Origin of the sequence: Clostridium thermobutyricum (genome assembly GCF_000371465.1) — a bacterium.
GTDB classification, from domain to species: domain Bacteria; phylum Bacillota; class Clostridia; order Clostridiales; family Clostridiaceae; genus Clostridium; species Clostridium thermobutyricum.
Genome location: NZ_KB850956.1, coordinates 1,779,910 through 1,803,751, shown reverse-complemented (window position 1 = coordinate 1,803,751; position 23,842 = coordinate 1,779,910). Strand labels below are relative to the sequence as shown.

Sequence of the window (23,842 nt, the reverse complement as noted above, 5' to 3'; positions counted from 1 at the left end):
AAAAATAAGGGGGAGAAAATTGTGGTTAAAGAATTAATAGAACTTTATATAAATAGGTCTGATTTCTTTTTTCAGCTAATTATAGAACATTTAAAAATATCAGGCATGGCAATTATAATAGGAACTATTTTGGGGGGATTAATAGGTATTTTTATAAGTGAATATAAAAAAACTTCGCCATTTATTCTTGGAATTACAAATTTTATTTATACAATTCCATCAATATCTCTTTTAGGTTTTTTAATTCCATTTTCAGGCATAGGCAATACAACAGCTATAATTGCTCTCTCTTTATATGCTTTACTACCAATGATAAGAAATACTTATACAGGAATAAATAATATAAGTCCAGAGATAATAGAAGTTGCAAAAGGAATGGGAAGTACAAAGTTTCAAATTTTATATAAAGTAAAGCTTCCATTAGCATCAGTAGTAATTTTAGCAGGTTTTAGAAATATGGTTGTAATGACTATAGCTCTTGCAGGAATTGCTTCTTTTATTGGAGCAGGAGGACTTGGAGTAGCAATTTATAGAGGGATAACAACTAACAATGGAGTAATGACTATAGCAGGAAGTTTATTAATAGCTTTATTAGCAGTAATTTTTGATTTTATTATAGGAAGTATTGAGAAATTCATTAAAAGAAAATGGAGGCTAGGTTAATGAAAAAGTTTATAAAATTAATAAGTGGGGTGTTAGGAGTTATACTTATAGCTTCTTTAGGAGGATGTTTTGACAAAAAAGAAAAGGAAGTTATAAATATAGCAACCAAACCAATGACCGAACAGTTTATATTAAGCGAAATGCTAAAACAAATTATTGAAGAAGATACAGATTTAGAAGTTAAGATAACAAAAGGAATTGGTGGAGGAACAAGCAATATTCATCCAGCTTTAGTAAAAGGAGATTTTGATATGTATCCAGAATATACTGGGACAGGCTGGAGCTTTGTTTTAAAAGAAAAAAATATTCCAGATGATAAGACATTATATAAAGAACTTACTGAAAAATATGAAAAAGAATATGATTTAAAATGGGTAGGATTATATGGATTTAATAATACATTTGGATTAGTTGTAAGAAAAGATATAGGAGAAAAATATAATATAAAAACATATTCAGATTTAGCTAAATATGCAAATGAATTAACTTTTGGAGCAGAATATGATTTTTATGAAAGAGAAGATGGATTTGACGCTTTATGTAAAGCTTATGGATTTAAATTTAAAAAATCAGTTGATTTAGATATAGGACTTAAACATAAAGCTATAAACAATAAAGAAATAGATGTAATGAATGTATTTACAACAGATGGACAACTTTCAACCTCTGATGTAATACTACTTAAAGATGATAAAAATTTCTATAACACATACTATTGTGGAACAGTTGTAAGAAAAGATATTTTAGAAAAATATTCTGAATTAGAAAAGGCATTAATGAAAATGGAAAATATAATAACAGAAGAAGAGATGGCAAAATTAAATTATAAAGTTGAATCAGAAGGATTAGATGAAGTAAAGGTGGCAGGAGATTTCTTAAAAGAAAAAAATATAATAAAATAAAGCTTTTTTAAGGAGAAATATTTATGAAAAATGATGCTATAGTTTTTAAAAATATTACTAAAAGTTATGGAGAAAAAAATATACTAAAAGATTTTAGTTTAAATATAAAAAAAGGTGAATTCTTAACTATAATAGGAAGTTCAGGCTGTGGAAAAACAACTATATTAAAAATGATTAATGGACTTATAAAACCAAACAAAGGAAATGTTTTTGTTGATGGAAAAGATATTTCAAAAATAAATTTAATCCAGATGAGAAGAAAAATAGGTTATGTAGTTCAAGATGTTGGATTATTTCCTCATATGAAAATAAAAAATAATATTTCTTACACTTTAAATCTAGAAAAAAAAGAAAATAAAGAAGAAATTTTTAATAAAGTAAAAAAGTTAGTAAAAATCGTTGGATTAGATGAAGAGATTATAAATAGGTATCCAAATGAACTTTCAGGAGGACAACGTCAAAGAGTAGGAATTGCAAGAGCATTAGTTGGAGAACCAGACATAATACTCATGGATGAACCTTTTGGAGCAGTAGATGAAATAACAAGAAAATTACTTCAAGACGAAATATACAAAATATATAAAGAGTACAATGTAACAATAGTATTTATTACTCATGATATTAGAGAAGCATTAAAGCTTGGAACAAGGGTAATAGTAATGGATAATGGGGAAATAGTACAAAGTGGAACTCCAAAAGAAATAAAGGAAAATCCTAAAACAGAATTTGTGAGGAAATTAATTGGAGGATAAATATTTTATATATTAAAGTATTTGAGGATATATAAGTGTTTTATTTTTAGTAAAGTTTATTATATAAATTAAGAAGTGTTTTGATTCTATATAAGAAATATGTTAGTTATCAAATGATATTTTAGGAATTATTATGTGATTTAATAAAATTTAATATAAAGTTCAAATTAGTCAATAAAAATTTTATATTGATTTCAATATTTATATTTATAGTAAATAATGTTTCAAAACAAAATCTAAATGTTAAAATTTTTAAAAATAAACTTATAAATTAGCAATTAATTTAGTAAAAAGTGTTTTTTGTTGATAAAAATTCAATAAAATAATTACTAAATTAAATCAAATAAGCTTAAATTATATAATTGAATGATAAAATAATACATTGACATTGGAATTTTCACAAACTATAATCAATATGAAAGTTTGATTTAAATCACTTTCAAAAACATTCAATTGGAAAAGTTAATATTTTAGGGGAGGCTCCTATATCAGATAAATGCTACTGCTCAGAAACATCGAAAGATGCCAATGAGTCAACAGGTATTGCCGAGTTAAGGCTTTACTTAACGTAGCTGAGTTAAGCTCAAAGCTATATAGTGCTAAAACCATATTACAAGATTTTATTATGTTTGTTTTGGGTTTTTAGACTATTTCTAAAAACCCTTTAATTTTGTTTTAAATTATAAAAAACTATTACTAGGAAAAGATATATGTTAGGAGGAATGAGTTATGGACGCAGAAGAAGGTGGTAGTAGCTGAAAGAAGAAAAGTAAAGGAGAATGATTTATTATGAATATGGAAAAATCAAGGATTAATAGAAAATTTGGAGTAATTGATGTACTTATTTTCTTAGGTATTGCAGTTCTATTATATATAGCTTTAACACCAGCTATAAATGGAGATATAAAACCAACTGATGTTGGAAGTAGTATATCTACAAATATAAGTGCTATACCATTTTATATGCTAAAATCTGTTGGAAGAATGGCAGCAGCATATGTATTATCTTTAATATTTACATTAATATACGGGCATATTGCAGCTCATAATAAAAAAGCAGAGAGGATAATGATTCCAATACTCGATATACTTCAATCAATACCTGTATTATCGTTTTTACCTGCTGTTTTATTAGGACTTATGGCATTATTCCCAAAATACAATATAGGAGTTGAACTTGCGAGCATAATTCTTATATTTACAAGCCAAGCTTGGAACATGACTTTTAGTTTTTATAACTCAATAAAATTAATACCTAAAGACCTAGACGAAGCATCAGATGTTTTTAGATTAAATAAATGGCAAAAATTCAGAAAACTTGAAGTGCCTTTCTCAATGATGGGATTAGTTTGGAACAGTATGATGTCATGGGCAGGAGGATGGTTCTTCCTAATGACATGTGAAATGTTTACAATGAACGGAAAAACTTATGCACTTCCTGGAATAGGTTCATATCTTCAAGTTGCAGCAAATGAAGGAAATATGAAAGCTTTATTTTGGGGAATTATATCATTAATTATAGTAATAATATTATTAGACCAATTAATTTGGAAGCCTTTAAATGTTTGGGCAGATAAATTCAAAATGGAGCTTACTCAAACAGAAGTTCCTCATTCAGCATTATTAACTCTTTTAAGAAGATCTGCTATTATAGGATTTTTAGTTGAAAAAATATTTAAACCTATAGCTTCAATATTTGGAGAAAAGCTAGATCAAACAATAAATAAGAGAAATGTTAAGAAAAAAGAAAAAGTAAATAACAAATCTGGAGTTGTTATTAAATGGATTATTAGAATAGTTGCAATAATTGTATTCTTATATGCAGCAATTAATGCAAGCAAGCTTATTATGAAATTATCAATGGATGAGATATTAGAAATATTCCCAGCAGTTGGAGCTACTCTTTTAAGAGTTTTAGCAGCACAAATTATTGCTATAATTTGGACAGTCCCTGTTGGAGTTGCAATTGGATTAAATAAAAAATTAGCAAGAATATTACAACCAATAGTTCAAATAGCAGCATCAGTTCCAGCAACAGCATTATTCCCAGTATTATTACTATTCTTAATAAATAAAATTGGTGGATTAAATATAGCAGCTGTAATACTTATGCTTATGGGAACTCAATGGTATATTTTATTTAATGTTATAGCAGGAGCTATGGCTATACCAGAAGATTTAAAAGCAGCAGCAAAAACTTTTGGTATAACAGGAATAAAGAAATGGAAAGTTTTAATTTTACCAGCAATATTCCCTTACTTAGTAACAGGAATGATAACAGCAGCTGGTGGATGTTGGAATGCAAGTATAGTAGCTGAATATGTTACTTTTGGTGGAAAAACAGTTACTACAGTTGGTCTTGGAGCTTTAATTTCAGAATCAACAGCATCAGGAAATTTTGCAATGCTATTATTATCAACTCTTACAATGGCAATTGTAGTTGTTGCATTTAATAAAATAGTATGGAACAGATTATATAGACTAGCAGAAGAAAAATTTAAAATGGAATTATAAGAAAGAGGTGTGTAATTATGAAGAACGCAAAAGAATTTATTAAAGTTAATAATATAGTTAAATATTTTGGAGATTCAGAAAAACCAACTTTAGATAATGTAAATCTAACAATAAATGAAGGAGAATTTGTAGCTATTCTAGGTCCTTCAGGTTCAGGAAAATCCACACTTCTTAGAATAACTACAGGTCTTATAAAGCCAGATGAAGGAGAAGTTATATTAGATGGGAAAAAAGTTACTGATGTAAGTTCATCAGCTGCAATAGTATTCCAAACATTTGCTTTATATCCTTGGATGACAGTTCGTGAAAATGTTGAAATAGGATTAAAGGTAAAAGGATTCCCAAAAGAGTATACAAGAGAAAAAGCAGAAGAACTTATAAGTCTTATAGGGCTTGATGGATTTGAAGAAGCTTATCCAAAAGAGCTTTCAGGTGGTATGAGACAAAGGGTTGGATTTGCAAGGGCATTAGCTGTACAACCTAAACTTTTATGTTTAGATGAACCTTTCTCAGCTCTTGATTATTTAACAGCAGAAAACTTAAGAACTGAATTAGTTGACCTTTGGCAAGAAAAAAGAATGCCAATTAAGAGTATAATAATGATTACTCATGGTATAGAAGAAGCTGTTCTTATGGCTGATAAAATTATAATGCTTAGCAAAAAGCCAACACATGTTGCAGGAGAAATAAAAATAGATCTTCCTCATCCAAGAAACAGAAAATCACCTGAATTTGAAAAATTAGTAGATAAAGTTTATAAGCTAATGATCGAAGGTAAGCTTGAAAATAATGATGAAGAGGAACAAGTTGTAACTTCAGAAGTTAGAGGCAAAAAGCAAGTTTCAGAAAAGCCAGTTGCAATACCTTATTCACATGTTGGAGTTATGGAAGGGCTTTTAGAGCTTATAGATGATAATGGTGGAAAAATGGATATCTATCAATTAGGGGGAGACCTTTTAATGGAGATAGATGATTTATTCCCTAATATAGAAGGAATATCTATGCTAGGATTTGCGGAAGTTAAAGAAGGGGATATATTTATAACTCCTTTAGGAAAAGAGTTTGTTGAGCTAGATAAAGATGAAAGTAAAGATTTATTTAAAGAGAGAGTTGAGCAAATATCAACATTTAAGCTTATATTAAATGTTTTAAATAACAAAGCAAATCATAAAATGAAAGAAGAATTCTTCAAAGAATTATTTAAAAAATATTTCAGTGCAGATGAAATAGAAAAAATGATGGATATAGTAATAGACTGGGGAAGATATGCTGAACTATTCTATTATGACCATGATGCAGAAGAGTTATATCTTGAAGAAGAATAAAATATATTTAAAAAATCAATATTTAATAAAATAAGTTTTAATTTATAAAATATTTGTTTTTACTAACAAAACTTATAAGAAAGTTAAATAATGTTTGATTAATAAAAGAAAAGACTAATTAGGATTTCCTAATTAGTCTTTTTTAATAAGTCATTTAAAAGTCATAACATAAGCATTTTAAATTCATAGAAGATTTTTATAATAACATCATAGAAAAAAAGAGGGAATTGTTATTATGAGTAAAAGAAATAAAATGGTTATGTGTATAGTTATTGGAGCTTCAGCTCTTTCATTTTGTGGTGGATTTTTAGGAAATCAATATTTAAATAAAAAAGAAGAAAAAGATATTACAAGTATGAAGTATTCATCACAAGCAAAAGATTTTAATAAGGACAGTGAGGAAAAAGAAAATACTTCTAAAAATGAAGAAGAAAATTCAAAAGAAAGCAATAGTAATGTAAATAATGAAAATAATACAAATAATAACTCAAGCGAGAATAATTCAAATAGTTCAAGTGGAAATTTAAGTACAGAAGAAATTGTAAAGAAAGTTTCTCCAGCTGTAGTTACAGTTCAAGTTACTACAGGAGGAACTAATAGTTACAATAGTGTTCAGCAAGGAGTAGGAACTGGCTTTATAGTTTCAAAGGATGGAAATATAGTTACAAATTATCATGTTATAGAAGGAGCTAGTAAAGTATCTGTTATATTTAGTAATGGAAAAGAAGTTAGTGCAAAAGTAATAGCAGTTAATGAAAAAGATGATTTAGCTATATTAGATGTAGATGATAGTGTAGAAATGCCAGGAATAGCTAAGCTAGCAGAAAATGATAATTTAAATGCAGGACAAGAAATTATAACAATAGGAAATCCTTTAGGAAAAGAATTTTCAGGAACTGTAACAAAGGGAATAATAAGTTCAACAAGTAGAACTGTTTCAATGAATGGAGAACAAAAAGAGTTTATTCAAATAGATGCTGCAATAAATCCTGGTAATAGTGGAGGTCCTTTAATAAATTTAAAAGGAGAAATAATAGGAGTAAACACAGCAAAGAAAAGTGGAGAAAATATTGAAGGAATGGGATTTTCAATTAAAATAGCAAAAGTTAGAGAAATGATAAATAATATTGAAAATTATAAAGTAGAAAATAAATCAAATTCAACTGAAAATTATTCAAATAGTGGAGAAAGTGGTGATTATAGTGTTCCAAGTTATGGAGGTCAATATAATGCCCCAAGCTATGGAGAATATAGTAGTCCAAATAGTGATATAGAAGAATACTTAGAAAGATATTTTAAAAATTCTCAAAATAGAAATCAATATAGAGGAACTTATAAGTGGTCTTATAGACAATAAAATTTGTATATTAGTAGAATTTTTTTATAATTTATAAAAGAAGATTTTTATAATTATAGAATTAAAACTCTATATAAATAGAAGAAATTATTTAAAGATAGATAAAATAACTATTGACCTTATCATTACGTAATCCTTTATTATAAGATTTATAGGAGGTGCTAAAAGTGGAATATACAATAAAGAAATTAGGAGAAATAGCAGGTGTAAGTACTAGGACACTAAGGTATTATGACCACATTGGATTATTAAAACCTTGTAGAATAAATTCTTCTGGATATAGAATTTATGGAGAAAAAGAAGTTAATTTATTACAAAGAATTATGTTTTATAAAGCTATGGATATGAAACTAGAAAAGATACAAGAAATAATCCAAAATCCTAATTTTGATATAGAAAAATCTCTTAGAGAACAACAAAGAATCTTAATTTCTAAGAGAGATGAATTAGATAAACTTATAGAAAATATTGAAAAGACAATTGCTTATAATAAAGGAGAAATAGATATGACAGATAAAGAAAAGTTTGAAGGCTTTAAAAAAGAAAAAGTTAATATTAATGAACAAAAGTATGGAAAAGAAATAAGAGAAAAATATGGAGATAAGGTTGTAGATGAATCTAATAAGAAGTTTTTAAATCTTACAGAAGAAGAATTTAAACTAATGAATGAAACAGAAAATGAGATGTTTAAAAACTTATTAAAAGTATATGAAAATAGAGATTTAGATTCAAAGGAAGCAAAAAATGTTTATGAAAATCATAAAAAATGGTTAAGTTTTTCATGGCCAACTTACAAAAAAGAGGATCATAGAGGGCTTGCAGAAATGTATGTTATGGATGAAAGATTCTCTAAATATTATAATGATAAAGTAGGAAAAGAAGTTGTTTGTTTATTAAGAGATATAATTTTAAAATATACAAAATAATTTAAAGCACATGTAGATATTAATTTATCTATATGTGCTTTTTTATAAGTCACAAATAAGTCATAACTTTTATACTCTATAATCACAATTTTACTGTTATATGAAGCTATAATTATATTACTAATACTAAAAAGAAAAATATTATTTTAATGGTTAAATTTAGTTTTAATGTATTTAAATAAGAATTTTTTTAAGTTATTATGTTATTAAAATATGATAATAATGGAGGAAAAGCATGAAAAATAAAACTATTTTAGTTGTTGAAGATGAAGTAAAAATAAATAAAATGATTTGTGATTATTTTCAGTTTAATGGATTTAATGTTATTAAAGCTATGGATGGATTAGAAGCAATAGAAAAGTTTAATGATAGCATTGATCTTATTATTTTAGATGTTATGCTTCCAGGGATAGATGGATTTACTGTTCTTAGAAAGATAAGAAAAAAATCTAATATTCCAGTAATAATGGTTACAGCTAGAAGTTGTGAAGAAGATGTTTTAATGGGATATGAGCTAAAGGTTGATGATTATATTAGTAAACCATTTAGTTTAGAAATTTTACTTGCAAAAGTAAAAGTCCTTTTAGATAGAATTGATTTTATGTTACATGAAGTAAAAGAAAAGAAGGATATTATAGAATACAATGGAGTTAAAATAGATAAGCTTAAAGTAAAAGTTTATATAGATGATGAAGAGGTAGAATGTGAGCTAAAGCAATTTGAAGTTTTAGAGTATTTAATGGAAAATAAAAATATAGTTATATCAAGAGAAAAGCTATTAGAGGAAAAATGGGGATATGATTATTTTGGAAATACGAGAGTTGTAGATGCTCAAATAAAAAAATTAAGGAAAAGCTTAAAACATAAATCATATTGTGTAAAAACTGTTTTTGGTGTGGGGTATAAATTTGAAGTTGAATAAATTTATAAAAAAAAGTATATCATCTAAAATTTTCTTAATGAACTTATTTGTTTTAATTTGCATAATAGTAAGTCAGCTTATATTTCAAGCATTATATTTTGAAAAATATTATTATAATGAGGAAAAGAAAATTTTAGAAAATGAAATAAGTAATTTCAATAAATTTTTAGAAACAAATAATAATCCAAGAGAAATAATGGATTATATACAAAATATAAAGAGAAAAGAAAATGTAGATATTTCATTGATGAATTCAAACTTTAAAACAGAAGTGGGAATGGAATCCTATATGGGAGGTTCATATATTGAGATAAAGGGAATATCAACAGGGAAAATTTATAAAGTGTTATTAGGGCAGTTTTCCAATATACAAGTAAAGAAAAATGATAAAATAATTGTTAATGGGATTTTAGATAAGTATGGATATATAATTCCAACTAAAATTTATATAAATGGAGAAGATTTGAATTTAAGCTATGAATTTATTCCAGAAATATTTATTGATAAAACTTCGTTAATGGATACAAGAAATAATGTAGAGATAAGTGGAACTGTAGAAAGTAAAATAGATGAAAGTCCTGGATACTTTACTATTAGCAATTTAGGAATGTATTTAGATAATGTTGACAAGAGGAATATATACTTAAATAATGAATATATAGGCAAAATAAAAATACCTAATAGTATAAATGAATTCTTACTTGGAAGCAAAAAAATAAATAATGGATATATAATAGCAGTATCGCCTTTAGCAGAGGTTAATGCCGTTTTAGGAGTTATGAACAATTATTATTTAATAGTATTCTTAGTAGCTTTATTGGTAGTTGTAGTAATTTCATTTATATATTCAAAAATTTTAACAAAGCCTTTAATTGAAATGAGTTCAATAGCAAAAAAAATATCTAAATGTAATTTTACAGATAAATATAAAGTTAAAAGTGAAGATGAATTAGGAGAGTTAGGAGGTGCATTAAACTTAATATCTAGCAACTTAGAGGAAAGTTTAAATGATTTAAAAAATGCAAATAAGCAGTTAAAAAATGAAATGGAAATACAAAGAATTCAAGAAGAAAAAAGAAAAGAGCTTATAAGTAGTATTTCTCATGAGCTAAAAACACCTATAACTATAATTCAAGGAAATATAAATGGAATAAAAAGTGGAATGTATTCTGAAAATGTATATAATGATATTTTGGAGGAAACAAACAGATTAAATGAATTAGTTATGGAAATGTTAGAAGTTTCTAAACTAGAATCACCAACATTTAAGCTTAATAAAGAACCTTTTGATTTAGGTGCAGTTGTATTAAAAGAAATAGATAAATTAAAAGGTATTGCAAAAGAAAAATCATTAACTATAAATCATAATAATTATGATGAATTAGTAATAATAGGGGACGAAAAAAGAATAACTCAAGTTGTGCAGAATTTTTTAACTAATTCTATAAAATATACTCCAGAAAATGAAAAGATAAATATAGATATAATAAAAGAAAATGAAAAATATATATTTAGTATAGAGAATTTTGGAGTTTCTTTAAATGAAGATGAACTTGCAAGGATTTGGGATTCATTTTATAGAAAAGAAAAATCAAGAAATAAAAAGTTTGGTGGAACAGGGCTTGGGCTTTCAATAGTAAAAAGAATTTTAGAAATTCATAATAGTAATTTTGGTGTTGAAAGTGGAGTAAATAGTGTTAAATTCTACTTTGATATGGATGAATGGAAAGAATAATTTTAGTTTAAGAAGGTGGACACCATTAAGATATCGGATTACAAAAGAGAAATATATGTTAATGGAATAAATATGACATATTATAAAATAGGACAAGGGGAACCACTTATAGTTTTACATGGGAACAGTCAAAATAGTAGTAATATGAAAAAAATCATAAATAGATTTAAAGATAGGTTTGAAATTTATGCTATAGATAGTAGGGGACATGGATTAACTAAGTATGAAGGAAAAGAATATACTTTAGAAGATATGACTAATGATACTGTAGAATTTATAGAAAAATTAAATTTGAATAATGTAAATATAATTGGTTATAGTGATGGAGGAAATATAGCTTATCGTGTTGCAATAAGAATGCAAGATAGAATTAGCAAGATTATATTATTATCACCTAACTATAGTCCTAAAGGAATGAATAAGTTTTTTATGATGTGGCTTGGTATAGCATCTTTTGTATTAACAATCTTTAGTTTTATAAAGTTTGTGAGAGATGTAAAATACAGAGTATTATTAATAACGAGAGACGAGCATACTGAAGAAGAAGATTTAAGAAAAATAAAATGTGATACTTTATTGATTTATGCAGGAATAGAAATAATCTTAAAAGATCATATTGAAAGCTTTAAAAATAATATTGAAAAAGCACAATTAGAAAGAGTTAAAGTATCAACTCATTTAGATTTATTTAGTAGAACAAAAGCCATAGATAAAATAGAAGAATTTTTAATTAAGAAAAAACCACGATAAAATAAATATCGTGGTTTTCTTTATAAGATTTCTAAAACTTCAACTGTATAATCTTCACCAGGAGCTTCTACTTTAACTACATCTCCTACCTTTTTACCTGATAAAGCTTTACCTAAATCAGATTCAATACTAATAAGCATGTTTTCAGGGTCTAAGTCAAGAGTTGTTACTAAAGTTACTACAACTTCATCATCATCTTCAACAAATTTAATTCTTGCTTTGCTGTTTATTCCAAGAACAGATTTATCTAATGTGCTATCATCAATTACAGTTGCAGTTGAAATCATAGTTAAAAGATATTGTATTCTATTATCATTTTCTCTATAGTTAGCACAAGCTTCTTTGTATTCAGCATTTTCTGATCTATCTCCATGAGCTGCTGCTACTAATTTTTCCTTTGCTATTTCAGCTCTTTTTACAGTCATTCTATATTCTAATTCTTCTCTTAATTTTTTTATATTTTCTTCAGTTAATGTGTTATTCATAAAAAATCCTCCCAGCTAATATATTCTTTTAATATTATATACCATAGAGTAAAAAATAAAAATGCTTTACCATATCTATATAATTATTTAGACTGCTTAACTTCTTTATCTAAGAAATAAGAAATTAGTGTTCTTATAATAACTAATGCACCTAAAACAAGAATATCTTTTATATCAGGTTTTATAATGGATTGAATTATATCACTAGCTATTAAAATTTCAAAAGATAATAAAATGTATGAAGCAAGTTGATTACGCAAAGTTTTATTATTTTGAGAAAGTAAATTTAAATTTTTAGATGTTAAACTCTTTTTAATAAAATAATATGCAGCTAAAATTACACCGAAAATAAGGATAATAATTGCTATACAATTCATTATAAATATTATTTTGTCCATGACACTATTTATATTCATAAGTAAACTTCACTCCAATTTGAATGTTTTAGTTATTGTTAGCAAAATTAAATTTATCTATTCCTAAATAATAATATATTATAGCCTTGAATTTATATTGGAAAATAGAATATTTCTTAAATTAATTAAAGATTATATATTGAAATTTTATATAAATATTGATTTCTAATTAAATTTAAGAATTATTGATAAAATAATAGAAATTAAAACAATGAATATAAATAACAAAGATATTATATAATAAATTGAAAAAATATGGTAAAATAATAACTGATATTAAGTTTGGAGGAATATATGGAAGTATTTACAATTGGTCATACAAATTATTCAATAGATAAATTTATTGATTTAATAAGAAAGTTTAATATAAATTGTGTAGTAGATGTTAGATCAACTCCTTTTTCAAAATATACCCCTCAATTCAATGAAAATAATTTAAAATTAGAATTGAATAAGCGAGGAATTTATTACATAAAAATGGGAAATGAATTTGGTGCTAGAAGAAAAAATAAAAAATTATATACAGTAGATGGATATTTAGATTTTGAAAAAACTAGAAAGGATAAAGATTTTTTAAAAGGGATTGAAAGAATAAAGCAAGGGTGTAATAAAGGGTTTAATATAACTTTGATGTGCACAGAAAGGGATCCTATTGATTGTCATAGAACAATATTGGTAAGTAAAGGGTTAAAGGATAATGGATTTAACATAAAACATATTTTACCTAATGCAGAAATTCAAAGTCAAAAAAAAATAGAGGAAAGACTTTTAAATAAATATTACCCTAATAGATTACAATTATCATTTGATATAAATAAAAATTTAACTGAAGAAGAAATGATAGAAGAAGCATATAGGATAAGAAATAAGGAAATAGGATATCCGATAGGAGGTGAGGAATAATGATAACTATTTATACAATTGGATTTACTAAAAAATCTGCTGAAAAATTTTTTGATTTATTAGAAAAAAATGATGTACAAACAATTTTTGATGTTAGATTAAATAATTCAACACAGTTAGCTGGATTTTCAAAAGGAAGAGATTTAGAGTATTTTTTAAGAAAGATTTTATCAGTTAAATATATTCATGATACTAATTTTAGTCCAACAAAAGAGATTTTAGATAATTATAAAAAGAAGAAAATAGATTGGGAAAAATATGAAGAAGAGTTTAATAAGTTACTTGTTGAAAGAAATATAGATAATTATATTAAAGTAAATTTAAAAAATAAATTGAATAAAATTTGTTTTTTATGTAGTGAGGATAGTGCAGAACATTGTCATAGAAGATTAGTTGCAGAATATGTGAGAAATACATTAAAGAATGAAAAAATTAATATAATTCATATATAAAGGGGGATAATTATGGAGAAAGAGGTTATAATTTTAACTAAATCAGATAAAAATGGTGGCTATTGTGTGGCTGGTATAGATAAAGAAAATGGTAAATTTATTAGATTAGTATCAGAAGATAAAGATTCCAATTTTGCATTGAATGATAACGATTTAATATATGAGGGCGAAGAAAATCAAGTAGAGATAATGGATATAATTAGAGTTCAATTAAAAGGGAAACAAAATTGCGGATATCAACCAGAAAATTATATAATTGATGATAATTATTATATTGAGAAGGTTGGGACTGCAACTAAGAAAGAGATAAGCAATTATTTAATGAATCAAGATTATATTTTTTATAATGCGTCTAATTTTGTACACATAGAAGAGATTGAAAAACAATTAAAAAAATATTCATTAATAATGTTTAAAGTTTGTGAACTAAAATTATGGATAGATAGGTTTAAGCCACATAGAATTACTGCAAATTTTTTTCATAATGGACATGAATATAGCTTTATAAAAATAACAGATCATAGTTTAACACAAAAATATCATGAAAAAGTTTTAAAATCTTCTCCGAGACCGTTTATATTAAATAATGCGATATTAGTAATGAGCTTGGCATCTGATTACAAAGGCATAGGAGAGCATTATAAAATAGTTGCAAATATTATTGAAGAAGATAATTTATATTGGGGAGAAAGTTCAATTTAATTATAATTATTATTAACAATCTATATCTAAACATATATTAAATGAACAAAAAAATAAAACTATAATTTACGTAATAACATTAAAATACCCTTTGGATATAATAGACAATGGGTATTTTTTTATAGTAAAAATTTATAATATTTGTGAAGTAAATTTATATTTATATTAAAAAATTATACATAAGTATATGGTAATATCTTTTTATAAATTTAATAGGCAAACCTTGGGAAACCTTGGGACGCAAAGCTAAAGGGACTAAAGTTTTAAACTATGTCAGCCAGTTGCCGAAAAGTTTTAATCTTTTTGATTAGTAGACTATCTTTCGGGACTAGTCTTATTTTTTTGCCAAAATGGATTGGAATCTTTAGGGGAATAAATTTTTATATTTAGAATTTTTATTTTAAGGAGATGAAAAAATGAATAAGAAAAAAATAATGTCTGTCATATGTATAGCTGCAGTAACAAGTTATTCAGTAGCACCTTCACTAAGTAGCTATGCAACTACTTTAAATAACAAACCAGTTCAAGTAGAAGCTAGTAAAACTGTTAATGCAAAAGCTAGCAAAACTACCAATACTAAAGAAAATGGTAGTAAGGCTATTTCATTAAATGATTCTAATATAACTCTTTATGGAAATTGGGGAGGAATATATAAAGTTTTAACTTTAGGATTTGACACTAATGAAATGAAATTTACTTCAACAACAAGTAGTAATCCAATATATTTTTGTGGTGCAACTTGGGCAGATGTTTATACAGTAACTTTATATAATAATGATGGAACAGTAGAAAGCACAAAAATATTTAAAGGTGCAAATACTAATAACCAATTTAATAGTTATATTAAAGGCTTAACATTTAAATATGGAGATTATTTAAAAATACAATCCAATGGTTTATTTATGAGCTTAAATGGGCAAGAAAAATCAAAAGATACAATATATGTTCAAATAAATAAAGATGGATTAAAGAAAGTAACTAATGAAACTAAAAATTTGAAAGCTCTATATGGAATAGACAAAACAGTAGTTACAGGAAATACAGAAGCAAATAAAAAAGTTTATATTGTAGCAGATGGAAAGAGTTATAATACAACTTCAAATAGTAATGGAGAATTCTCATATGATTTGCCTAGCAGTATAAAATGTGGTTCTGATATAGGTGTTCAACCAGAAGGTGCTATGGAAGAAACAATTAAGTCTACAATAAATACTAATGATTATAAATTAGCTAATAGTAAGTTGAATATTTATAATTGGTGGGGAACATTATCAGGAATCGTAAGCTTTAATCCTCTAACTAAAGAGATGAGTGTTTCTGGATATAATCCATATTTAGGTCATATAGAAACACAATGTATGAAAATTTCTCTTTATAATTTAAAAAATTCATCAATAATAAAATCAGAAGTTATAAAAGGAAATGATACAACAAAAACTTTAGATGCTATGTTAAACAATCAAAGCTTTAATTATGGAGATGTTATAGGAATTAGTTTTGATAAATCACAAACAAGAGTTGATGTATTAAATAACAATAATAATATAGGAAATTCAACTGGAAATGAAGAATATTTTAAAATAACACAAGATGGATTAGAAAAAGTAAATGGAGATATAACTGTAAATCCATTAAATATTTTAACTTCAAATAAAATAACAGAAACAAATGTTACAGGTAAAGCTAATCCTAATGCAAAGCTAAAAGTAACTGTTAATAATAAAGAATTTTTTGGACAAGCTGATGCTAATGGAAACTATAATATAAAAATAAATGATTCAGAAGGCTTTAATATTAATACAAAAATTATTGTTTCAGAAGAAAACCATATTCCAGTTGAAATTACACCAGGAATAAGTACAGGACTTCAAATATCAAAAAGCTCAATAATTTTTAAAAATGCAAATAAGAGAAATGCAGTAAAGCTTACTTTTAATCCTATAAATATGAAAATAAATGCAAATGCTGAAAATAGCATATTTGGTACAAGCACATTAAATTATTTCAATATAAAATTAATTGGAAATAAAGATGGACAAGCTTTAAAGGATATAAATGTTCAAGAAGGAAAAACTGATAATTTTGTAAAAGAAATTAATAATACAAGGTTTGATTATGGAGATATAATCGCTATTTCAGTTAATCAAGAAGTTGGACTTTCCATAGGAGAGCCAAGTGTGCAAAATGCAAATGGAGCTCTTAAAACAAATTGTGTTGGAAACACAGAATATTTTCAAATAACTAAATCAGGTTTAGAAGAGATACAAAATAAAGATTTAAAAGTAAATCCTATTTTATATACAGGACAAAGCAATACACAAGTAAGTGGTAAGACTACGCCAAACACTAAAGTTAATATTTGGTTTAATAATAAAAATCAAATAGTTCAATCAAATGAAAATGGTGATTTTACTACAACAATACCAACAAGTGATATTACAGTTGGTTCAGTTATAAGAGTATATGTAAATAAAGATAATGCAATGCCAGTTAAGGTTCAATATGATACTAATATTTATAACATTGTAAAAAATAGAATTGAAGTAGTAAATGATACAAATATACCAATGTGTAATATTACATTTGATCCATTACAAAAAACTATTTCAGCAACAAAGGAACCTCTTGATAAAACATATACAGGAACTTTTTATGGAAATGATTTAGATATAAAAATAATTAATCCTAATAATGGTGATGTTATTTATAATTTCACATCAAATAAAATTGATGATTTAGATGGATTTATAAATAGTATAAATGGAAAAACATTTAATATGGGAGATATAGTTCAAATTTCTTATACTGAAGGATTAATAAAAGCAAATGTTTTTAATGATAATAAACAAATAGGGAATACAACAGGACAAAGGGAAGATTTTGTTATTACAAACAAAGGGTTAGAAAGTATACAAGATAAATTTATAAATGTTAATGGATTAGATATTTTAGGTGGAGAAAAAGTAACAAGTACAAGTATTATAGGGAAGGTTAGCCCTAATGAAGATGTTAATGTAACAGTGGATAAAAAAGTTTTTAGTGGAAAAGCAGATGCAAATGGAAACTTTAATATAAAAATAGAATGTAGTAACGGATTTAATCAAGATACAAAAATAATTGTTTCAGCAAAAGGATATATAAATACAATAGTTAAACCAAAATTAGAAAAAGATATAAATTTACAAAAAAGCTCTATAAATCTTTATAACAATGATGGTTGGTACGGAAAAATACAATCTAATATAATATTTAATCCATATACAATGAGAATAGAAGTTAACAATTATACAAATAGTTTTGGAAATGGACAAGAAAATTATTTAAATATAAAATTATATAATTCTAATGGAGAAGAACTTTTATCATCAGAAATAAATAATGGAAGTACAAGCATTTTGCAAGAAGCTTTAGGTGGTAAAAGCTTTAATTATGGAGATATAATTGGAATTTCCTATAATAATAAAATTTCTAAACCAGTAATTTTAAATGGAACTCAGGCTTTAGGAAATATATCTGGAGAATGGGAATACTTCCAAATAACTAAAGATGGATTAGTTAAAGTTAATTTTGGAAAACAAGCAAATACTACAAATGTTTATTGGGATAACGGAAATTTAGTAGTAAACTCTGTTTTAGCTAAAGGACAATCAAAAGATATATTAGATGGAAATAAAAAAATTATAGTAAAAGACTCAAGTGGAAAAGTTGTTTATTCAAAAGAAACACAAAGCTTAAAAGAAAATGGACAAAATGAATTACAAGGAATAATAAACTCTGACTTTTTAAATGGAATAAAAGAAGGAGAAAACTATACTATTTCATTAGAGATAAACGGACAAGAATTTAATATTAAAGTTAGCTCAAATACAGAAAGTAATGGAGATTATGTAGTAAGTGCTAACAATGAAAATAATTTAAGTTTAGTAAAAGAAAATACAAGAGCAAATGGAGTAAATTTAACTAATTCAAATGAAATAAGTTCTTATGTAAATGGATTAAACAATAATTTAAATGTAAAAAATATAAATTCAGATAATATAAATGATTTAATAACTGGAAAAGTTCAAAGTTCTTTACTTCAAAAAGAATTAATTGATAGAGTAGGTGTTCAAAACCTTCAAGATTTCTTTAATAAGAGTGAAAGTAATAAGGATTTTATAAATTGGTTATTAAATAATAATACAGCTTTAACAGAATATTTAAATGGACCAAGTCCAGATGGAACAAATCTAGAGCCAGGACAGCAAAGAGGAACAGATTTAGATGCTCTACAAGTTTGGTCAAATATATGGAACACATACACAAATTCAAGAAGTGGATTTAATTTAAAACTTGCAATAGCAGTAGCTTTATCAAATGCAACACCAATTCCGGCTTGGCCATGTAGTGGCTCAGTTGGAAGTCCAGTAGAAAGATATAATATATTTGAAAAATTAAATTCAGAAGGTGGAATGTTACCAATTTTTAAAACATTAGATGTTTCACACTTAACTTATATTGTTGACACTAGATTACCTAATTCACAAATAGCAACTGCAAGAGCAATAATAATGCAAAATCATAATGCGTTTATAAATATAAAAGATATAAATGATATTGCATATACAATACATTACAATATAACTTATGATGGAAAAAGTGTATTCCAAAGTGGATTCTATGGGAAAAATCCAACTATACTAAATGTTTGGCGCAATGGTGGAGTTTGTGGTTCAACTTCAGAATTAGGAAGCATTGCATGTCAAGTATTTGGATTACCAGCTAGATTAGTTGGACAACCAGGACATGCTGCATTTATTTATTATAATGATAATAAAGTTTGGACTATTGGAAACAATATATTTGGATGGTCACAAAGTACTGGATCAGATATTAGTGGTTGGTCAAAAGGAATAGCAACTAGTGGAAATGTAGTAAATTATGATTTATTATATGAAAAAGCAGATGACAGTAATTTAAGAAAATCAAATGAATATTTATGGATGGCAAATTCACAAAGCTCAAATGAAAACAAAATGATATTAATAAATAAGGCAATAGAAGTTCAGCCTTTAAATGTTCGTGCATGGTTAGATAAAATAAATTTATTAAAATCAGAAAAAAATACAAATGTAGAAGATTATATAAATGTTAGCAATGGAATAATTAATGCTTTAAAATATTATCCAATGCCAATGACAGATTTACTTTTACAAATAAAAAATGAAATATTAAATTATGGTAGTCAAAATCAATATAATGATTTTATAGACAATATAAAAAATGCTCTTTCTATAAATGAAAGCCCTGACCAAAAAGAAACAGCAAAAAATTTATTAAATAATTTAGAAAACTTTGGTTTAATAAAAAATGTTATTTCACAAAAAAATATGTCTATAGCAGGATATTCAACAGAACAAAATGATACAACATATTCAATAAATAATATATTAGATGGAAATCCAGATACTACTTGGCAAAATATTTGGAATGGTTCTGATAAACATCCTTATGTAGAAATAAAATTAGATAAAGAATATAGCTTACAACAAATTTTATATCTTCCAAGACAAACAGGAAATACAAATGGAAATATTCAAGAATATAAACTTTATACAAGTTTAGATGGTAAAAACTTTACAGAAGCTTCAAGTGGAACTTTTGATTATAAAAATGGAGATAGAAGTGTTCAAACTATAAATTTAGATAATGTAAAATGTAGATATGTTAAATTAGAAATTGTTAAAGGGGTAAGAGGATTAGCAACAATAGCAGAAATAAATATGGTAGGAACTGAAGTTAATCCTAAAGTAGAACCTAAAAATGAAGTTATAAATACACAAAGCCCTAAAGGAGATTCTACTAAAGCTAATACAGACAATAATATAGAAAAAAATAAAGCAGTATCTAAATCAGAGGCTAAAACAATAGAAAATACATCAAAAGATTCAAAAGCAACTGAAAGTACGCAAAATGGAACTAAAACAGCATCAAAAGCAACTGAAAATATACAAAATGGAACTAAAATAGAATCAAAAATAACTGATAATACACCAAAGGATATAAAACCAGAAGTGAAATCAGCTGATAATACGAAAAAAGAAATAAAGCAAACTGAAGGTAACCAAAAGGAATGGAATAAATCTAATAAAGTAGAAAATAATAATACTTCAAGTAATAGTACACAAAGTGGTTTCTTAAATTGGATAATTTCTAAAATAAATAAAATTAAAAATTTTTTTAGTAGCCTATTTTAACACTTAAATATATAAATCATATGAGAAATACATCTTAAATTTTAGGATGTATTTCTTATTTTTTATATAAAAAATATTTATTAATTGTCTTTTATGTACAAAAAACTATACCTTAGGTAGATAATATTGAAGAGGGAAAAATAGGGATATATAATAAAATCAACCTAGGGAACAAAATAAAAATATTAAATAATTAGAGAATTTAAGGAGAGATTGAAATGAAAATAAAGAAAGAGGAAAAAAGATTAAATAAGGTTTTGCAAATAAGCTCAATTATAATAAGTGTGGCAATATTAACTTATACAATATTAAATTTAAAAAACTTACCTGAGATAGTTCCAAGTCATTTTGGGTTTGATGGAGTTATAGATGGATATATGAAGGGAAGTGAGTCAATACTTATATATATAGGAATTGGGATAATAATGAGTATTTTTTGTAATGTTGCAGCTATATATCCAAATAAATTTTTAAGTGATTCAAAAATAAATGAAAATAATAAAGAAAAACAATATCATTTATTTTCAAAATTTATGAGAATTTTAGGATTAGAAATAATAGTTATTTTTTCATATTTTCAATATGAAATTACAAAAGCAGCAATAAATGGAGTAGAAACTATAGGAACAAGCTATATTTTTATATTATTTATAATATTAATTTCAAGTATTGTATATGAAAGTAAAGCAAAAGGGTTGAGATAGAAAATATTGTCAAAACATGAAAGGTATTATACAATATTCTTTAAAAAAGGATTAAAGAGATTATTGGAGTTTTGTATGATAAAGGTTAGTATTTGTGATGATGATAAAAAGGTTATAGAAGAAATAAAACAATGTATAGAATTTTATGAAGGGATTAAGTATGAGATTTTTACTTATGAAAGTGGGGAAGAGCTTTTAAATTCTTTTAAAAAAGTTGATGTTATATTTTTGGATATTGATATGACAGGAATAAATGGAATTGAAACAGCTAAAAAAATAAGAGAATTTGATAAAGAAGTAAAGATAATTTATGTTACTAGTTATACTGATTATTTAAACTTAGCATTTAGTGTACATGCTTTTGGGTATTTAAATAAACCAGTAAATAAAGAAGAAATCCATAAACAAATAAAAGAAGTATTAAGATATTCAAAAGAAAAAAAGAAAGAAAAATTAGAATTTTTAACTTTAGAAGGAGTAGTTAGATTATTTCCAGAAGATATATTTTATTTTGAATACATAAATAGAAAAGTTATGTTAGAAACATCAGATAAAAAATATATATTAAAAGCTAAAATAACAAAAATAGCTGAAGATATGAAAAAATATGGTTTTGTTATGCCTCATAAAAGTTTTACTGTAAATTTATTTCATGTGAAATGTATAAAAGGATATGATATTTTTATGACTAATGATAGTATTGTTCCTTTATCTCAAAAGAAATCATCTGAATTTAGAAATGAATTTAATAAATTTTTAGAAGAGCATATATTTAATTAAAGGGTGGAAATTAATATGTTAAGCTTTGGAGATATAATGTTTTTAGTAGTAAGCTATTCAATTTCTCTTTTTTCAACATTTATAGTATTTGATTTTATGAGTAAGTTTGAAAGAAAGATTTATAGAAAAAAGTATTTTTATATAATAAGCTATATAGCTTACACTGGAATATTATTAATAAGTTATAGTATTTTTAGAAATGATTTTTTAAATATTTTTATAACTCTTATAGGGGCAATTCTTATAGGGCATTTTCTTTATAATGATAATAAAATTTATATTTTATATTATGGAATTTTTATAATATTTGTTTTAGTTTTTCAAGTAGTAATTGGATGGATATTTAATTTATTTTTCTCAAATAAAATAATAAATTTTTATAGTTTAGATATCGCTATATTAGCTAATGGAATAATAAATCAATTAGCTACATTAAGTGCTTCAAGGTTATTTACAAGTTATTTTAAAAACAAAAATATAGAAAACTTAAACAAAATACAATTTTTCAATTTTTTGATTTTACCTATTTTTAGTATTATGTATATAATGACTTTGCTTATGTATACAAATCTATTTGTGTCTTTAAAAGATACATTATTTATAATGGTTAATATTATTTCTATAGTTTTTCTTAATATATTCATAACCAATATTTTTCAATCAATTTCAAGAAATAATGAAATGAAAAATAAACTGTCTCTTTATGAGCAACAAGCAACTATTAATTATAATTATTATAATTCTTTAGAAGAAAAATATAAAAATTCAAGAAAAATAATTCATGATATAAAAAATCATATTAATACTATTGAAAGGTTATATAAAGAAGATTGGAATAATAATGCAAAGATATATAAAGAAGATTTAAATGAGATGTTTAGATCTTTAGAACAAAGATATTATACAGAAAATAAGGTTTTAAATATTATAATAAACGATAAAGTTGAAAAAGGAAAAAAGTTTGGGATAGAAATAGATTGTAAAATTGGAGATATAAATTTAGAAAAAATTAGAGATATAGATTTAACTACAATATTTTTAAATCTTTTAGATAATTCAATAGATGAAGTAAAGGAATTTGAAAAAGATAAAATAATTTATTTAAAGGTAGAAAGATTTAATGATTTTACAGTTATAAATGTGACAAATGAATTGAAAAGTAAACCAGTAAAAGATAAAGAAGGATTTAAAACTATTAAGAAAAACCATACTGGTTTAGGGCTTCAAAATGTAAAAATGGCAATTGAAAAATATGATGGAACATTGAAAATTAATTTTACAGAAAATCATTTTAAAGTGAATATAGTTATTTAAAAGA

The 23,842-nt window shown here is 25.0% G+C and carries 19 protein-coding genes and 2 riboswitches; of the genes, 17 read left to right on the top strand and 2 right to left on the bottom strand.

Annotated features, from left to right (window positions below; all coding sequences use genetic code 11):
* Positions 1-21: 21 nt before the first annotated feature.
* The 10 genes from HMPREF1092_RS17510 (at position 22) to HMPREF1092_RS08365 (ending at position 11,846) form a co-directional block, all read left to right on the top strand.
* Complete coding sequence (locus tag HMPREF1092_RS17510; protein WP_002598234.1) at positions 22-663, top strand: ABC transporter permease; 642 nt, start codon at positions 22-24, stop codon at positions 661-663.
* The gene (locus HMPREF1092_RS17505; RefSeq protein ID WP_002598233.1) at positions 663-1,565 is read left to right on the top strand and encodes a glycine betaine ABC transporter substrate-binding protein; all 903 of its coding nucleotides are present in this window, start codon (positions 663-665) and stop codon (positions 1,563-1,565) included. Before HMPREF1092_RS17510 ends, HMPREF1092_RS17505 begins: the two co-directional genes overlap by 1 nt.
* A 23-nt stretch (positions 1,566-1,588) precedes the next feature.
* A complete protein-coding gene (locus HMPREF1092_RS08400; protein WP_002598232.1) occupies positions 1,589-2,317 on the top strand; it encodes an ATP-binding cassette domain-containing protein in 729 nt (242 codons plus the stop codon).
* 459 nt (positions 2,318-2,776) lie between these two features.
* Positions 2,777-2,942: riboswitch (M-box (ykoK) riboswitch) on the top strand.
* Positions 2,943-3,106: 164 nt separating this feature from the next.
* Positions 3,107-4,831, top strand: coding sequence for an ABC transporter permease (locus HMPREF1092_RS08395; protein ID WP_002598231.1), 1,725 nt, complete (start codon positions 3,107-3,109; stop codon positions 4,829-4,831).
* A gap of 17 nt (positions 4,832-4,848) precedes the next feature.
* A complete protein-coding gene (locus tag HMPREF1092_RS08390) occupies positions 4,849-6,156 on the top strand; it encodes an ABC transporter ATP-binding protein (RefSeq protein ID WP_002598230.1) in 1,308 nt (435 codons plus the stop codon).
* A gap of 235 nt (positions 6,157-6,391) precedes the next feature.
* The gene (locus tag HMPREF1092_RS16485) at positions 6,392-7,513 is read left to right on the top strand and encodes a S1C family serine protease (protein WP_002598229.1); all 1,122 of its coding nucleotides are present in this window, start codon (positions 6,392-6,394) and stop codon (positions 7,511-7,513) included.
* A 167-nt stretch (positions 7,514-7,680) separates the two neighbouring features.
* Complete coding sequence (locus HMPREF1092_RS08380) at positions 7,681-8,439, top strand: MerR family transcriptional regulator (RefSeq protein WP_002598228.1); 759 nt, start codon at positions 7,681-7,683, stop codon at positions 8,437-8,439.
* A 235-nt stretch (positions 8,440-8,674) separates the two neighbouring features.
* Positions 8,675-9,361, top strand: coding sequence for a response regulator transcription factor (locus HMPREF1092_RS08375; RefSeq protein ID WP_002598227.1), 687 nt, complete (start codon positions 8,675-8,677; stop codon positions 9,359-9,361).
* Positions 9,348-11,096 carry a sensor histidine kinase gene (locus tag HMPREF1092_RS16480; protein ID WP_051070319.1) on the top strand — a complete coding sequence of 583 codons (1,749 nt, stop codon included), beginning with the start codon at positions 9,348-9,350 and terminating at the stop codon, positions 11,094-11,096. The genes HMPREF1092_RS08375 and HMPREF1092_RS16480 overlap by 14 nt, the downstream gene beginning before the upstream one ends.
* Before the next feature lie 72 nt (positions 11,097-11,168).
* Complete coding sequence (locus HMPREF1092_RS08365; RefSeq protein WP_002598225.1) at positions 11,169-11,846, top strand: alpha/beta fold hydrolase; 678 nt, start codon at positions 11,169-11,171, stop codon at positions 11,844-11,846.
* Between the two features lie 20 nt (positions 11,847-11,866).
* Here HMPREF1092_RS08365 and HMPREF1092_RS08360 read toward each other — a convergent pair whose 3' ends face one another.
* Both HMPREF1092_RS08360 and HMPREF1092_RS08355 read right to left on the bottom strand, forming a co-directional pair.
* The gene (locus HMPREF1092_RS08360) at positions 11,867-12,331 is read right to left on the bottom strand and encodes a GreA/GreB family elongation factor (protein ID WP_002598224.1); all 465 of its coding nucleotides are present in this window, start codon (positions 12,329-12,331) and stop codon (positions 11,867-11,869) included.
* Between the two features lie 83 nt (positions 12,332-12,414).
* Entirely contained in the window at positions 12,415-12,747 is a 333-nt protein-coding gene (locus HMPREF1092_RS08355; protein ID WP_002598223.1) for a DUF1622 domain-containing protein, read from the bottom strand.
* A gap of 294 nt (positions 12,748-13,041) precedes the next feature.
* Between HMPREF1092_RS08355 and HMPREF1092_RS08350 the strand changes: the two genes are divergently transcribed.
* The 7 genes from HMPREF1092_RS08350 to HMPREF1092_RS08320 all read left to right on the top strand — a co-directional run bounded on the left by HMPREF1092_RS08350 (position 13,042) and on the right by HMPREF1092_RS08320 (position 23,838).
* Positions 13,042-13,650 carry a DUF488 domain-containing protein gene (locus tag HMPREF1092_RS08350; RefSeq protein WP_002598222.1) on the top strand — a complete coding sequence of 203 codons (609 nt, stop codon included), beginning with the start codon at positions 13,042-13,044 and terminating at the stop codon, positions 13,648-13,650.
* Positions 13,650-14,102 (top strand): DUF488 domain-containing protein, encoded by a 453-nt coding sequence (locus HMPREF1092_RS08345; RefSeq protein ID WP_002598221.1) that lies wholly within the window; start codon positions 13,650-13,652, stop codon positions 14,100-14,102. Before HMPREF1092_RS08350 ends, HMPREF1092_RS08345 begins: the two co-directional genes overlap by 1 nt.
* Before the next feature lie 12 nt (positions 14,103-14,114).
* On the top strand, positions 14,115-14,804 hold the full coding sequence (locus tag HMPREF1092_RS08340; protein WP_002598220.1) for a dual OB domain-containing protein: 690 nt from the start codon (positions 14,115-14,117) through the stop codon (positions 14,802-14,804).
* A 205-nt stretch (positions 14,805-15,009) separates the two neighbouring features.
* A riboswitch (cyclic di-GMP riboswitch) is annotated at positions 15,010-15,093 on the top strand.
* 127 nt (positions 15,094-15,220) lie between these two features.
* A complete protein-coding gene (locus tag HMPREF1092_RS08335; RefSeq protein WP_002598219.1) occupies positions 15,221-21,040 on the top strand; it encodes a discoidin domain-containing protein in 5,820 nt (1,939 codons plus the stop codon).
* Positions 21,041-21,258: 218 nt separating this feature from the next.
* Positions 21,259-21,744 (top strand): DUF1648 domain-containing protein, encoded by a 486-nt coding sequence (locus HMPREF1092_RS08330; RefSeq protein ID WP_002598218.1) that lies wholly within the window; start codon positions 21,259-21,261, stop codon positions 21,742-21,744.
* Between the two features lie 75 nt (positions 21,745-21,819).
* Positions 21,820-22,524: a LytR/AlgR family response regulator transcription factor gene (locus tag HMPREF1092_RS08325; protein WP_002598217.1), complete on the top strand. Its 705-nt coding sequence runs from the start codon at positions 21,820-21,822 to the stop codon at positions 22,522-22,524.
* Positions 22,525-22,539: 15 nt separating this feature from the next.
* Positions 22,540-23,838, top strand: a complete 1,299-nt coding sequence (locus HMPREF1092_RS08320) for a sensor histidine kinase (protein ID WP_002598216.1) — start codon at positions 22,540-22,542, stop codon at positions 23,836-23,838.
* Positions 23,839-23,842 lie beyond the last annotated feature (4 nt).